Origin of the sequence: Saccharopolyspora sp. NPDC050389, assembly GCF_040655595.1 — a bacterium.
Lineage (GTDB): Bacteria > Actinomycetota > Actinomycetes > Mycobacteriales > Pseudonocardiaceae > Saccharopolyspora.
The window spans coordinates 55,918-70,398 of sequence record NZ_JBFAKG010000041.1 but is presented as its reverse complement, the minus strand read 5'-3'; the positions used below and the strand labels follow the sequence as shown (position 1 = coordinate 70,398).

Annotated in this window: 11 protein-coding genes and 1 pseudogene; 9 read left to right on the top strand and 3 right to left on the bottom strand. The window is 71.9% G+C overall.

Annotation, left to right across the window (positions count from 1 at the left end):
* The first annotated feature begins 42 nt into the window (after positions 1 to 42).
* The 6 genes from cmk to AB0I53_RS25800 all read left to right on the top strand — a co-directional run bounded on the left by cmk (position 43) and on the right by AB0I53_RS25800 (position 5,607).
* Positions 43 to 774, top strand: coding sequence for a (d)CMP kinase (gene cmk, locus AB0I53_RS25825; protein ID WP_358607959.1), 732 nt, complete (start codon positions 43 to 45; stop codon positions 772 to 774).
* Positions 771 to 1,445 carry a lysophospholipid acyltransferase family protein gene (locus AB0I53_RS25820; protein ID WP_358607898.1) on the top strand — a complete coding sequence of 225 codons (675 nt, stop codon included), beginning with the start codon at positions 771 to 773 and terminating at the stop codon, positions 1,443 to 1,445. The genes cmk and AB0I53_RS25820 overlap by 4 nt, the downstream gene beginning before the upstream one ends.
* Entirely contained in the window at positions 1,442 to 2,872 is a 1,431-nt protein-coding gene (gene der, locus AB0I53_RS25815; protein ID WP_358607895.1) for a ribosome biogenesis GTPase Der, read from the top strand. Before AB0I53_RS25820 ends, der begins: the two co-directional genes overlap by 4 nt.
* 89 nt (positions 2,873 to 2,961) lie before the next feature.
* Positions 2,962 to 3,633, top strand: a complete 672-nt coding sequence (locus tag AB0I53_RS25810; protein WP_358607956.1) for a response regulator transcription factor — start codon at positions 2,962 to 2,964, stop codon at positions 3,631 to 3,633.
* The gene (locus AB0I53_RS25805; protein ID WP_358607892.1) at positions 3,630 to 4,718 is read left to right on the top strand and encodes a histidine kinase; all 1,089 of its coding nucleotides are present in this window, start codon (positions 3,630 to 3,632) and stop codon (positions 4,716 to 4,718) included. Before AB0I53_RS25810 ends, AB0I53_RS25805 begins: the two co-directional genes overlap by 4 nt.
* A 55-nt stretch (positions 4,719 to 4,773) precedes the next feature.
* Positions 4,774 to 5,607, top strand: coding sequence for an aldo/keto reductase (locus AB0I53_RS25800; RefSeq protein ID WP_358607889.1), 834 nt, complete (start codon positions 4,774 to 4,776; stop codon positions 5,605 to 5,607).
* Here the strand turns inward: AB0I53_RS25800 and AB0I53_RS25795 are convergent.
* The gene (locus tag AB0I53_RS25795) at positions 5,604 to 7,673 is read right to left on the bottom strand and encodes a prolyl oligopeptidase family serine peptidase (RefSeq protein WP_358607886.1); all 2,070 of its coding nucleotides are present in this window, start codon (positions 7,671 to 7,673) and stop codon (positions 5,604 to 5,606) included. The genes AB0I53_RS25800 and AB0I53_RS25795 overlap by 4 nt on opposite strands.
* 198 nt (positions 7,674 to 7,871) lie before the next feature.
* Here AB0I53_RS25795 and AB0I53_RS25790 point away from each other — a divergent pair, with 198 nt between their 5' ends.
* From AB0I53_RS25790 to AB0I53_RS25780, 3 genes and pseudogenes are all read left to right on the top strand, one after another.
* Complete coding sequence (locus AB0I53_RS25790) at positions 7,872 to 8,855, top strand: glycosyltransferase family 2 protein (protein WP_358607883.1); 984 nt, start codon at positions 7,872 to 7,874, stop codon at positions 8,853 to 8,855.
* Positions 8,855 to 11,356 (top strand): GtrA family protein, encoded by a 2,502-nt coding sequence (locus AB0I53_RS25785; protein WP_358607880.1) that lies wholly within the window; start codon positions 8,855 to 8,857, stop codon positions 11,354 to 11,356. The genes AB0I53_RS25790 and AB0I53_RS25785 overlap by 1 nt, the downstream gene beginning before the upstream one ends.
* Positions 11,353 to 12,012: pseudogene (locus AB0I53_RS25780) on the top strand (PIG-L family deacetylase); the annotation flags it as partial. The gene AB0I53_RS25785 and the pseudogene AB0I53_RS25780, both read left to right, overlap by 4 nt.
* Before the next feature lie 557 nt (positions 12,013 to 12,569).
* Here AB0I53_RS25780 and AB0I53_RS25775 read toward each other — a convergent pair.
* Together AB0I53_RS25775 and AB0I53_RS25770 are read right to left on the bottom strand one after the other, a co-directional pair.
* Complete coding sequence (locus AB0I53_RS25775; RefSeq protein ID WP_358607877.1) at positions 12,570 to 12,962, bottom strand: hypothetical protein; 393 nt, start codon at positions 12,960 to 12,962, stop codon at positions 12,570 to 12,572.
* Between the two features lie 142 nt (positions 12,963 to 13,104).
* Positions 13,105 to 14,469, bottom strand: coding sequence for an MFS transporter (locus tag AB0I53_RS25770; protein ID WP_358607874.1), 1,365 nt, complete (start codon positions 14,467 to 14,469; stop codon positions 13,105 to 13,107).
* Positions 14,470 to 14,481: the final 12 nt, after the last annotated feature.

Here is a 14,481-nt window from a genome sequence, read left to right as displayed (position 1 = left end):
TCCGGCTGGTGCCGGGCCGATCGGTTCCGGCTCGGGAAGGACATGCACGTGGCACACGCCAGGCTCCGCGGTGTGGTGGCGCTCGACGGCCCTTCGGGCACCGGCAAGTCGACGGTGTCCCGGAAGTTGGCGTCCGCGTTGGGGGCGACCTACCTCGACACCGGCGCGATGTACCGGGCCGTGACGCTGGCCGTGCTGCGCGCGGCGGTCGAACAGTCGGATGCGGCCGCGGTGGCGCAGGTGGTGCGGGCGGCGAGCCTGACCGTGGGCACCGACCCGGAGCGGCCGTCGGTGTTCCTGGAAGGCGCGGACGTGGGGCGGGAGATCCGCGGCCCGGAGGTGACCGGCGCGGTGTCGGCGGTGTCGGCGGTCGCCGAGGTGCGGGAGCAGCTGGTCGCCCAGCAGCGGCAGCTGATCGGCGAGGCGTTGGCGTCGCCGGGCGGCATGGTCGTGGAAGGCCGGGACATCGGCACCGTCGTGGTGCCGGATGCGGGCCTGAAGGTCTACCTGACGGCTTCCGCGCACGCCCGCGCGCAGCGCCGCACGGCGCAGGACGTTTCGGAGGGGCGCGCCGGGGACCTGGACCGCACCCACGCCGACGTGCAGCGCCGGGACGCGCTGGACTCCGGCCGGAAGGTGGCGCCGCTGCGCAAGGCCGACGACGCGGTGGAGCTGGACACCACGGATCTGGACGTGGTGGAGGTGCTCGAACAGCTGCACAAGCACGTGGAGAGCCGCGGCCTGCTGGCCGGGGCGGAGCGGACGACGCCATGAGCGACGAGACCCTGCCCGAGGGCGCGACCGGTGGGCTGCACCGGTTCGGCCAGTGGATTTCGCGGCGGATCGTGCGGTTGCCGTATCGGGTGCGGATCCACGGGACGGAGCGGATTCCGCGCACCGGGCCGGTGGTGCTGGTGGCCAACCACAGTTCGATGGCGGACGGGCCGCTGCTGTTCGGAATGATCCCGCGCAACGCGGTGTTCCTGATCAAGCAGGAGATGTTCCGCGGCCCGCTGGGCTGGTTCCTGCGCCGCATCGGGCAGATCGGGGTGCGTCGCGGTGAACCGGACCGCACCCCGCTGCTGGCGGCGGTGCGGGTGTTGCGGGCCGGCGGGTTGGTCGGGGTGTTCCCGGAGGGCACCCGCGGCGACGGAGACGTGGCGAACGCGCAGCACGGGGCGGCGTGGCTGGCGCGGGCGTCGGAGGCGCAGATCCTGCCGGTGGCCTGCCGGGGCACGCGTCGCCCGGAGGGTGCGGGCCGTAGGCTGCTACCCAGGATCGACGTGTTGTTCGGGGAGCCGATCACGCTGCCGGCGGGCAAGGGCCGCACCGGGCTGGTCGTGGCGACCGAGGCGGTGCGCACCGAACTGGTCGAGCTGATCGCCGAGTTGGATCGGCTGGTCGCGGACCAGGACCAAGACTATTCGAGAGGGAAACGAGCGTGACCGACGAGTCGGTGGAAGGCCTGGACGGCACGTGGTCCGATGAGGCCGAGTGGGCGGAGTTCGACGAGGTCGAAGCGCCCGAGGGTGAGGCGCCGCCGAAGCCGCAGCCGGTGCTGGCCGTGGTCGGCCGCCCGAACGTGGGCAAGTCGACGCTGGTGAACCGGTTGCTGGGCCGCCGGGAAGCCGTCGTGCAGGACACCCCTGGTGTCACCCGGGACCGAGTGGCCTACGACGCGCTGTGGAACGGGCGCCGCTTCACGCTGGTGGACACCGGCGGGTGGGAGCCGGACGCCAAGGGCCTGCAGGCGTCGGTGGCCGCGCAGGCGGAGCTGGCGATGCACACCGCGGATGCGGTGCTGCTGGTGGTTGACGCCCGGGTCGGCGCCACCGAGACCGAAGAGGCCGTGGCCAGGGTGCTGCGCCGGTCCAAGCGGCCGGTGCTGCTGGCCGCGAACAAGGTCGACGACCAGCGCGGCGTCTCCGACGTGCATTCGCTGTGGTCGCTTGGGCTGGGCGAGCCGATGCCGGTCAGCGCGTTGCACGGGAGCGGTTCCGGTGACCTGCTGGACGCCGTGCTGGACGTGTTCCCGGAGACGCCGCGCGAGATCTTCGGCGCGACCGGTGGGCCGCGGCGGGTCGCGTTGGTCGGCAAGCCGAACGTGGGCAAGTCGAGCCTGCTCAACAAGCTGACCGGGGAAGAGCGGTCCGTGGTGCACGACGTCGCGGGCACCACGGTGGACCCGGTGGACTCGCTGGTGGAGCTGGACGGCGAGGTGTGGCGGTTCATCGACACCGCCGGGCTGCGCAAGCGGGTGAAGACCGCCAGCGGTACCGAGTACTACGCGTCGCTGCGCACCAAGGCGGCCATCGAGGCGGCCGAGGTGGCGATCGTGCTCATCGACGGTTCCGAGCCGTTGAGCGAGCAGGATCTGCGGGTGCTCACCATGGTCGTCGAAGCCGGTCGGGCGCTGGTGATCGCCTACAACAAGTGGGACCTGGTCGATGAGGACCGGCGCCACCAGCTGGAGAAGGAGATCGACCGCGAGCTGGTGCGGGTGCGGTGGGCCGAGCGGGTCAACGTGTCGGCCAGGACCGGCCGGGCGGTGGCGAAGCTGGCGCCGACGCTGCGCACCGCGCTGGATTCGTGGGACACCCGGATTTCGACCGGCCGGTTGAACGGCTGGCTTTCGGAGCTGGTCGCGGCCAACCCGCCGCCGGTGCGCGGCGGCAGGCAGCCCAAGATCCTGTTCGCCACGCAGGCGCAGTCGCGGCCGCCGACGATCGTGCTGTTCACCACCGGGTTCCTGGAGGCCGGGTACCGGCGGTTCCTGGAGCGCAAGTTCCGGGAGACGTTCGGCTTCGTGGGCAGCCCGGTGCGGATCTCGGTGCGGGTGCGGGAGCGCAAGGCCAAGGGCGGTCGCCGCTGATCACCGTGCGCTCGGGTGGCGTGCGCGCTGCGTTTCCGCTGTCCCGCTAATCTGCTGGCGACCCTCGGAACAGGGGAGGTGACCGAGTGGTGCGGGCTGAGGACGGCGGGGGGCCGATCCGTGTTGTGCTGGCCGATGACGAGGCGATGCTGCGGCGTGGCCTGCGGGTGTTGTTGGAGGCAGACGGCACGATCAAGGTGGTCGCCGAGGCGGGCAACGGGGACGAGTTGCTGGCGGCGGTGCGCGCGCATCGCGTGGATGTCGCCCTGATCGATGTGCAGATGCCCGGCAAGGACGGGTTGACGGCGTTGCGGACGCTGACGGCGTTGGCGGATCCGCCGGTGTCGGCGGTGTTGACGACGTTCGACCTGGACGACTACGTGGCCGATGCCTTGCGGTTCGGGGCGCGCGGGTTCCTGCTCAAGGACGCCGAGCCGGCGATGCTGGTTCGGGCGGTGCACGACCTGGCGGCGGGTGGGGCGGTGCTGGATCCGCGGATCACCGCGCGGCTGCTGCCGAGGTTCCGCACCGCGACCGACAACGCGCACGAGATGCAGTTGGTGCGGGGGTTGTCCGGGCGGGAGCGGCAGGTGCTGCAGCTGTTGGCCGATGGCCGGTCCAACGCCGACATCGGGGTTCGGCTCGGGCTGACCGAGGCGACCGTGAAGAGCTATGTGTCGACGGTGTTGAGCAAGCTCGGTGCGCAGAACCGGGTGCAGGCCGCGTTGATCGCGCAGCGCGTGGCGGGCGACTTCCGGTGAGTTCGGTGGGGTGGCGGCGGCTCGGTGCCGAGGCGCTGGCCGTCGGGCTTCCAGCTGCTGCGGTGCTGGCCGCGCCGGATCCGTTCGGGTACGCGGTGGTGTCCGGGTTGGCGGCCGCCGCGTTGTTGCCGTTGCGGCGGTGGTGGCCGTGGGTCTCGGTGCTGCTGTGCATGCCCGCGTTGGCCGGTGGGTTGGGGTGGCCGGCGACGGTCGTGGCGTTGTACGCGTTGGGGCGCGCGCGGCCGCGGGTGCGGACGCTGGTCGGCGGGGTTCTGGTGGCCTCGGCGGTCGCGGTGACGCCGGTGCTGATCACGCAGTCGCTCGGGGCGGGTTCGATTGTCCTGACCTTTGCTTTCGTGCTGGCGGCCGCCGGTGCGCCGACCGCGTTGGGGGCGTTGGTGGCGCTGCGGCAGCAGCTGGCCGACAGCCTGCGGCGGCTGGAGGAGGCCACCGAGGCGGAGCTGCGGGCGAAGGACGAGACGGCGCGCGCGGAGGAGCGGGCCCGGATCGCGCGGGAGATCCACGACGCGGTCGGGCATCACGTCACCCTGATCGCGGTGGAGTCGGCCGCGTTGGCGGCGACGACCGGTGATCCCGCCGCGCAGGAGACCGCCGGCCGGCTGCGCGGGTTGGCGAAGCAGGCGCTGGACGAGATGCGCGCGACGCTGGGGCTGGGCACGGCGGGGCAGCAGGTCGGATTGGACAAGATCCCGGAGCTGGTGGTGTGGGCGCGCGCCGCAGGCGTGGATGTGGAGTTGTCTTCCGAGCTCAGCGAGCCGCATGGGGTGCCGGCGGCGGTGGAGCGGGCCGCGTACCGGGTGGTTCAGGAGGCGCTGACGAATGCCTCGAAGCACGCTCCGGGCGCGGGGATCAAGGTGAGCTTGATGTGCCGCGGGGGCTCGTTGCACATCGCCGTCAGCAACGGTGCTCCTGATAGTGCGCTACCGGCCGTCGAGGCAGGTAGCAGCGGGTCCGGGCTGGCGGGTTTGTCCGAGCGGGTGCAGATGGCGGGTGGGCGGCTGGACGCCGGGCCGTCCGCGGACGGCGGCTTCGAGCTGGTGGCCGTGCTGCCGCAGCAGCGCTGATCCGTATTCTCGGCCACACGCCCGGCTTTGATCCACCACCTGGAACGGAGTGTGCATGCGAGGCCTACGACTGCCCGGCGGGCAGGAGCTGCCGGTGCTGGGGCAGGGCACCTGGGGCATGGGCGAGCGGCGCGCGCAGCGCGCGGCGGAGGTGGCTGCGCTGCGGCGCGGCCTGGACCTCGGCCTGGGGCTGATCGACACCGCCGAGATGTACGGCAGCGGCGGCGCCGAGGAGGTCGTCGGTGCCGCGATCGCGGGGCGCCGCGACGAGGCTTTCCTGGTCAGCAAGGTGTATCCGCACAACGCGGGGCGTCGCGACGCAGTCGCCGCGTGCGAGCGCAGCCTGCGGCGGCTGGGCACCGATCACCTGGATCTGTACCTGCTGCACTGGCGCGGCAGCACGCCGTTGGCGGAGACGCTGGACGCGTTCGAGCAGCTGCGTGCCGACGGCAAGCTCCGGCATTTCGGGGTGAGCAATTTCGGTCCTGGGGACATGTCGGAGCTGTTCGAGAGCGAACTCGGCCGGCGATCCGCCACGAACCAGGTGCTCTACAACCTCACCCGGCGCGGCATCGAGCTCGACCTGCTGCCGTGGTGCCGGGAGCAGGGGTTGCCGGTGATGGCGTACTCGCCGATCGAGCAGGGGCGGCTGCTGGGCGAGCCGGCGTTGCGGCGGGTCGCCGAGCGGCATTCGGTGACTCCGGCGCAGATCGCGATCGCCTGGGTGCTGGCGCAGGACGGCGTGTGCGCGATCCCGAAGGCATCCACCGTGGCGCACGTGGAGCAGAACCGGGCGGCGCTGGACATCGAGTTGTCGGCGGCCGATCTCGCCGAGCTCGACGCGGGCTTCCCAGCGCCGCCGCATCCGGTTCCGCTGGAAATCCTCTAGCGCGCCAGCGATTTGCGCAGGAAGTCCACCTGGAGCAGCAGCAGGTTCTCGCTGGTGGTCTCCTCGGTGGGCATGTGGCTGACGCCCGCCAGCGGTAGCACGTTGTGCGGGCGGGCCGACGCGGTCAACGCGGCCGAGAGCCGGAGTGCGTGGGCCAGGATGACGTTGTCGTCCACGGTGCCGTGCACGATCAGCATCGGGCGTTCGAGGTTGCCCGCGTCGGCCAGCAGCGAGTTCTCCACGTACGCCTTGGGAACCTCGGTGGGGTCGCCGAGGTAGCGCTCGGTGTAGTGGGTGTCGTACAGCCGCCAGTCGACCACGCCGGCGCCGACTACGGCGGCGTGGAAGACGTCCGGGCGGCGTAGCACGGCCAGCCCGGCGAGGTAGCCGCCGAAGGACCAGCCGCGGATGGCGACCCGGTCGAGGTCGAGCTCGGGATGCTGCGCGGCGGCCGCGTGCAGGGCGTCGACCTGGTCCTGCAGGGGCGGGCCGGCGAGGTCGCCGGCGATGGCGCGGTCCCAGTCGGGGCCGCGCCCGGCCATGCCCCGGCCGTCGATGACCAGCACCGCGAAGCCCTGGTCGGCGAACCACTGCGAGGTCAGGTAGCCCTGCCGGCGGGCGAGCACGCGCTGCGCGTGCGGGCCGCCGTACGGGTCGAGCAGCACCGGCAGGGGGCCGTCGGCCGGGTCATAGTCGTTGGGCAGCAGCAGGGCGCTGCACAGCTCGCGGTCGCCGAGGCGGAGGAGTGTGGCGTTGAGGTCGACGGCGGGGTCTTCGGCCAGAGTCTCGATCTCGGCGACTTCTTGGTCGCCGCGGCGCACCCGCACCCGGGTGCGCGGCTCGTCCATTGTGGACGTGGCGACGACGAGTACGTCGCCGGAGCGCGTTCCGGTGTGGACGCCGGGCTGCTCGGTGATCCGTTCGGCGCCGGCGGCGGTGGCGCGGTAGAGGTGCACCTGGGTCGGGTCCTGCTCCGAGGCGGAGATCAGGACGTCGTTCTCGCCGATGTCGAGGATGCCCCGCACCTGCAGGGGCGCGGCGGTCCACGGCTGATCGCCGACCACCAGCCGGTACGCGCCGTCGCCGGCGGCGATGCGCACCAGTCGGCCGTCCGGGGTCCAGGCGGGCCAGCCGGGTTTGATCTCCACCCAGTGCGGGTCGGTGTCGCGGTGCACCTCGGTGGTGCGCCCGGTGGCCGGGTCGACGGCCAGCACGAGCTGGGTGCGCTGGTCGCGGGCTTGCACCGCGATCAGCGGGGCGCCGTGCTCGGACCAGTGCGCGGTGACGAGGTACGGGAAGGCCTGGCGGTCCCATTCGACGTCCACCTGGTTGCCGTCGAGGTCCAGGACGGCGAGTGACACGTCGGCGTTGGCGGTGCCGGCCGCCGGGTAGCGCATTGCGGTCGGCTCGCTCAGCGGGGCGGACGGATCGCCGAGGTACAGGTGCTGCACCGGGGATTCGTCGACGCGGGCCGCCAGCAGCCGCGAACCGTCGGGTGACCACCAGTAGCCGCGGTGGCGGTCCATCTCCTCGGCGGCGATGAACTCCGCGGCGCCCCAGGTGATGTCGGCGCCGTCGGGTTCGGCGAGCGCGCGGTCACCGGAACCGTCCACATCGATCACCCGCAGTTGGCCGCCGGAGAGGTAGGCGATCCGGCGCCCGTCGCGGTCGGGCCGGGGATCGGCGACCGGCTGCCGGGCGGGCAGTTCGCGGGCGGCGCCGGTGGCGACGTCGGCGACGAACAGCCGGCCGGAGATGGTGAAGGCCGCCAGGCTCCCGTCGCGGTCGGTGGCGTAGCCGGTGATGCCCAGGGCGCGTTCGCGCGCGCGTTCGCGCCGGGCCTGCTCCTCGGCCGACACCTCGTCCGTCACCTGCAGCGCGGCCGGATCGGCGAGCATCCGCTCCCGGCCGGTTCCGGTGTCCAGCGCCCAGAGGGCGTTGCTGCGTTCGGTGCCGCCTGCGGAGCGCAGGAACAGCACGGTGGCGCCGGCGGTGAAGCTCCGAGGCGCGCCGAGGGTGAAGCCCTGGGTGCGGGCGCTGCGGCGTGGGAACGAGGCGGACGGCATGCGGCCAGCCTGCCATTTCCGGCGCCTGGCTGCGCGATCGGGTGGCCATGTGGCGAAAAGCCGCCCGGGCGGACTATTCGCCGGTGTGTCGGGAGGGGGTGCCGCGCGCCCCGGACCCTACGGTCGGCGCCGATTCGTTTGGCCCACAGCGGCTTCCCGGTTCCTGTGGGAGTCGACCGACCTGGGATGAGACCTGCCATGTACCTCTCGATGGTGGTGCCGTGCTTCAACGAGGAGCACGGCCTGCAACGGTTGCACGACGCGGTGGTCGCGGCGCTGTCCGGGCGCGTCCGGGATTACGAGGTGATCCTCGTCGACGACGGCAGCACCGACCGGACGCTGCCCGAAGCGCGCCGGTTGGCGGCGCTGAACCCGCGTTTCCGCTACGTGTCGCTGAGCCGGAACTTCGGGAAGGAAGCGGCGATGCTGTGCGGGTTGCGGCATGCGCGGGGCCACCGGGTGGCGCTGCTGGACGCCGATCTGCAGCATCCGCCGCGGTTGCTGCGGCGGATGCTGGCGCTGCTGGACTCCGGCTACGACCAGGTCGTCGCCCGGCGCGGCCGCGACGGCGAGAACCGCTGCCGGTCGGCACTGTCCAAAATGTACTACTGGGCGTGCCGGCGTCTCGTGGACGTGCGATTGCAGGACGGTGCCGGGGATTTCCGGGTGCTGTCGCGGCGCGCCGTCGACGCGGTGCTGTCGTTGCAGGAGTATCACCGGTTCTCCAAGGGGCTGTTCGCCTGGATCGGCTTCGACACGGCGTACGTGTCGTTCCGGAACGTGCCGCGGGGCGGCGGCGGTTCGAGGTGGACCTTCGGCGCGCTGGTGAACTACGGCATCGACGGGCTGACCTCGTTCAACAGCAGGCCTCTTCGGCTGTCGATCTACCTGGGCGTGCTGGTGGCGCTGCTGGCCGGTGCCTACGTGCTCTTCGTCGTGGCGAACACCATTGTGGACGGTGTGCACGTGCCCGGTTATGCGACGTTGCTCGCCGGGGTCGTCGGACTGGGCGGGCTGCAGCTGCTGTTCCTCGGGGTGCTCGGGGAGTACCTGGGCAAGAGCTACTTCGAGGCCAAGCGCCGGCCGCACTACCTGGTCAAGGAGTCCAGCCCGGAATTCCATCCGCAGGCCCGCGAGCGCAGGTTGCGCCCGGCCGCCGATCTGGCGTTGCAGGGGGAGTGATGTGGCGCAAGGCAAGCAGATCGGAGCTCCTGCGGTTCGCGCTCGTCGGCGGCGCGAACACGGCCGTGCACTGCAGCGTCTACCTGGCGTTGTGGCTGCTGGTGCCGTACCTGCTGGCGCACCTGGTCGCGACGGCCGCGGCGATGCTGTGCTCGTACCTGCTCAACTGCCGGTTCACCTTCGGGGTGGCGCCGAATCGGCGCAGCCTGCTGCTGTTCCCGCTGTCCAACCTGGCCGTGATCGGGTTGAGCACCGCCGTCGTCGCGGTTTCGGTGGCGGTGTTCGGCGTCGATTCGAGGCTCGCTCCGGTCGCGGCCGGGCTGACCGTGGTGCCGGTGACGTTCCTGCTGAGCAAGGCGGTGCTGACCGAACGGCCACACCGCCCCGATAGGCGCGTCGACTGGCGGGGTGCGGCCGGTGTCGGGGTGGCCGTCGCGCTGCTGAGCCAGTTCCCGGTGTTGGTGAACCCGTCGTTCTACTTCTGGGACGACAGCGCGGCGCAGTTCCTGCCGATGTGGCACCGGCTGGGCGAACGGCTGCTGGCCGGGGACTGGCCGTTGGGCCTGGACGTCGACTCGTGGATGGGCGGGAACCTGGCCGCCGAGGCGCTGTTCGGGATCTGGAATCCGGTGCACCTGCTGGACTTCCTGCTGGTGGTGTGGCTCGGCGATCTCGCGGTCGGCGCGGCGGTGGTGAAAACCCAGTTCCTCGTCACGCTCGGTGTCGGAACGTTCTTGCTCTGCCGCGGTTACGGGGCGGCGCGCGGCGTCGCGTCGGTGCTCGCGGTGGCGTTGCCGGTGTCCGGGTTCGTGCTGTATTTCCAGGCCGCGACCTGGGCGGGCGGGCTCATGGGCTTCGCGTGGCTGCCGTGGGCCTGGTGGGCGTTGCGCGGCATGGCGGCCGGGCGGATGCCGGCTTTCGTGCCGTGGCTGCTGTGCTACCTGTGCGTCTCCGCCGGTGATCCCTACGGTGTGCTGGCGCTGGGCGTGATCTTCGCCGGGCTGCTGGCCGAAACCGGCCGGGACCGGCCGCGCATCCGGCGGTTGGTGCTGGTGGGTGTGGCGGTCGCGGCGAGCCTGCCGCTGGTCTTCGTCCCGGTGCTGGCGACCTCGGCGGTGGGTTGGCGGTCCGGGCACGAGCTGTTCAACATCGGCCGGCTGGTGCCGGGCATCGGCGACCTGCTGACCGCGAGCATGCCCTCGTTCGTGCCGCAGATCCTGTCCTTCGGCACCTTCCGGATGTCGGTGCCCGCCACTTACTTCGCGTGGTTCGCCGTCCCGCTGCTGGCCTGGCTGGACTGGCGGTCCGCCGGAGCGTTGTGGCGCCGCTGCCGGTGCGCGGCGGTGGTGGCGGCCTGCTACTTCCTGCTGTGCCTGGGGCCGTCCAACGTGTGGCTGTTCCGCTGGCCGCTGCGGCACGTGGCCGTGCTGCACCTGGCGTTGGCGGTGCTGCTCGCCGTGGCGCTGTCGCGGGGCTTGCGCACGGACCACTTCAAGGTGCGGCTGGCCTGTTCTGCGGGCTCCGTGCTGGTGGGCGGGTACCTCTCGTTCGCGGCGTGGCCCGCGCAGGCGCCCAAGCACCTGGTGTCGCTGGGCGTAATCGTCGTGCTGCTCACTGTCGCGCTGCACCGCAAACAGTTGATGGCCGCGGTGCTGCACCTCGGCACGGTCTGCGCGCTTGCGCTGCAAATGGCCTGGTTTCCGGCCAACCGGGATGTCGCTGTCTACAACTTCCCGACCGCTATCGCCGAACTCCGGTCCCGCTACTCGGAGTTTCGCGGCGGAACGCTGGTGCAGATCGCCGACCGCGACCTGATCCCACCCGCCGACGTCGCTTCCCGGAGCGCATGGCGGCACCTGCTGTTCGGCAACATGCACGCGGCGGCCGGGGTCGCGAGCCTGGCGTCCTACACCGGCATCGGTCACGACGCCCTGCACCGCCGGCTCTGCCTGAGCTACTACGGGGCCACTTGCCCGCAGGCCTACGACCGGTTGTGGCAGCCGGACGGGCTGGCCGACCAGCTCAAAGCGACCCACGTCGTGGTGCAACGACGGCTCCGCGAGGTGCCCGAAGCGCCGGCGGGCTGGCGGGTCGCCCGGCGGAACCGCGATGTCGTTGTGCTGAAACGGGAATCGGCCCTGCCTTGGCCGCGCGGGCGGTTGAGCGCCAGCCGCGGCGTGGAGGTCCTAGACGACCTGCGGCACGGGCAGCGCAGCGAGGTCGTGCGGTTCGGCCGCACCGGCGACCGGGCGGAGCTGGTCTTCGCGCGCCTGGCCTGGCCGGGCTATCGGGCCACAGTGGACGGACGAAACGTGCCGGTCGACGGCACGGAAGCGGGCCTGCTCGTCGTGCGCCTGCCACCCGGCCTGCCCAGCGGCACGCTCGCGCTGTCCTGGAGCCCGCCCGGATTCGCCCTGCACCTCCTGCTGGCCTGTGCGGGAGCGCTGCTCGCGATCGTGCTGTCCGTCGTCCCGCTGCGCCCGAGGAGGCAACCGCGATGAGAGCACTCGCCGCCGCGATCGCAATGCTGCTGATCGCGCTGCTCGTCGATCCCGCCGCTGCCGCGCAGGCACGTTCCCACCTGCAGGTCGTGGCGCACCCCGACGACGACATCCTGTTCATGAACCCGGACCTGGCCATCTCGATCCGCTCCGGCGCGACCGTGACAACGGTGTTCCTGACGGCGGGGGAGAGCGACGTGCGACCCGCCGCGAGGTATGCCGCGCAGCGGCAGGCCGGGGCGCGGGCGGCGTTCGCGGCGATGGCCGGAGTGCCCGACGGCTGGCACCGCTCCGGGCTGCCGCTGCCCGGCGGCCGTCAGGCCGAGGTGCAGACCTTGCGCGATCGGCCACAGGTGCGGCTGGTGTTCCTGAACCTGCCCGACGACAACGATCCGCACGCCACGGGAGGCAAGCACGCGCTGACCCGGCTCTGGCACGACCCGACGGCCAGGGTCGAGACGCTGCAACCGGAAGGTTCTGCGCTGTCGGGAACCAGCGTCCACGACCGCGCCTCGTTGCTCGATGCGCTGGCCCGGCTCCACCGGCGGTTCGCGCCCGGGATCGTGCGGACCCACGATCCCGAGCCGGACGCCCGGTACCAGCCGCAGTGGGAAAGCCACCACGATCACCCGGACCACGTGATGACCGCGCGATTCGCCGAGCTCGCGATGCGCTCCGCCGGATCGGCGCACCTGATCCACTACCGCGACTACAACATCGCCGACGCCCCGCCGAACCTGCCGGCGGAGATCGTCTCCGACAAGCGTGCGATCTTCGTGCGCTACGCCGCCCACGACGCCGAGGTGAGCATGGCGGAGCCCTATGCGACGTGGCTGCGAAGCATGCGGCACCGCTGGCCGTGGAGCGCGACCTGGGCCACGGCCAGCCGAGACGGCGGGATCTCGTACGCCTATGTTCGCACTGGAATTCTCTTCAAAGGCGACGAATCCGGAGAGTCCGTTGTGGACACATCGGGGTTCGTGCCGCGCGAGGGTTCGGTGGGATTCGCTGATCCGGACACGCTCGTGATTCAGGACCGCACCGGCAGAATCTTGCTGAGCACCGGGGAGAACCGCTGGCGGGATCTCGGCTCTCCGCCGGCCGAAGCACCGCTCTTGCAGGCCGGACCACCGGCGGCCGTCGCGACACCGGACGGCAGGATCCTGGTCGCGGTCCGCAACGCGCGCGGCGGCGTGAGCACCCGATTCGCCGATCAGGCGGGTTGGACGGACCTCGGCGGCACCGGAGTCGTCGACACCGTCTCGACGTTGCTGACCGGCACCGGCGAGGTGCACGTCTTCGCCACCGCGCGATCCGGGCTGCTGCACTGGCGGCTCGACGGCTCCGGCGGCCGGCTCGTCGCGCCGTCGGAAGCGCACCGGCCGGCCGGATCCGTTGCCGTCGCGCGCGGCCGCCAGGCGTTCGCGGCGTTCCGCGAGGCCGGGACCGGGCGGCTGGTCGTGCTCGGCGAACGCGCGGGATGGTCGCCGGTCGCCGCGATCGACGCCGCCGCTACCTCCGATCCCGCGCTCGCCGTGCTGGACGGCGACATCCCGATCGTCGCGGCCCGCGACGGCGAAGGCCGGATCGCGGTCCTCGGCACCACGACGGCCGTCCTCCCCGGCCGGATCGCCGGACCACTCGCCTTCACCCCGGGCGGCAGCCACCTGGTCGCGCTCGGCGACGACGGCCGAATGCACGTGAGCCCGCGTCCTAGGGACGCGGGCTCACGGCGGCGGCGGCGGACCTTACGCGGAGGACCGGGCCGTCGCGACGTGCTCCGCAGCTCGCTGCGCCAACTTCTGCTCACCGGGGTCGCAGCCGTCCTTCACCTTCAGGCTCAGGAACGCCACCAGGATGTAGAGCGCGCTGAACGCGATGGCCACCCCGCCGCCGCCGACCAGCGGGAACAGGATCGTGACCACGACCGGGCCGACGAACGCCGCGCCACCGGCACCGAAGTTCAGGATCGCCAGGGCCGAACCCTTGTCCTTGGGCGAGACCATCGACGGCATCAGCGCCGACAGCGGGACGAACCCGGCCAGCAGGATGCCGTAGACGACGCCGAAGGTGGCGGTCACCGCGAAGCTCTGGGTGGACACCGCGGTGAAGTACCACAGCGGAGTCGCGATGGCGCAGCCCACGCAGCCGAACCAGGTGATCGTGCGGCGCCAGCCGAAGCGGTCGCCGAACACGCCGAAGAACAGGTTCGCGGCGATGTTCGCGCCGTAGCTGATCGACGCGAGCGTGGCCAGCTGCGGGGCGGTGAGGAAGCCGCCGCCCGGCGTGGCCGGGCCGAGCACGAACGGGAACATCGCGAAGAAGCCGTACTGCGGCGCGGTGTTGACGATGCGGATCAGGCCGCCGGCCAGGGTGCGGCGGTCGCGCCAGAGGATGTCCACGCCCTCGCCCAGCCGCTTGAGGCTGCGCGGGTTGGCGACCGTCTCGTCGGCGATCGGCTTGAGGCCGTGCTCCTCGCGGACGGCGAAGCTACCGATGAGCACACCGACGAGCACCACCACCAGCGACAGCACCAGCGTGCCGTGCTGGCTCAGGCCGAACACGCCGATGGAGACCGCGGCCAACGCCGCGCCCAGGGTCGGCAGACCACCGGTGAAGGCGAACCAGAACCACCCGGCGACCGATCCGCGCATCTTGGTGGGGCTGGCGATCTGCGCCCACACCAGGAACGCGAACGCGAACAGCGGGTAGGCGAAGCCGCGGATGCCGTAGGTGGCCACGATGAACGCCGCGTTGTGCGACGGCAGCGCCACGAACAGGAACAGCGCCTCGAACACCACCCACCAGGCGCCACCGAGCCACATCACCCGGCGCGGGCCCCAGATCGAGGAGAGCGTCCCGGAGAACCACGCGGCGATCATGGCCGCGACGCCGTAGAGGGTGACCGTGGCGAACGCCGCGGTCGCGCCGGGCAGTCCGCCGCCCTCGGGTTGCTGCAGGTAGTCCGAGAGGAAGGTGGTCTCCACGCCGTCGCCGATCATGAAGATCAGCACGGCGATGAAGCCCCAGAACAGCTGCCTGGGGATACCGATGCGGTCGAGTCTGCTGGCCGGCCGCAACGGCTCGGCGTCCGCAGAGGTCTGTTGGGACATCACTGTCTCCAA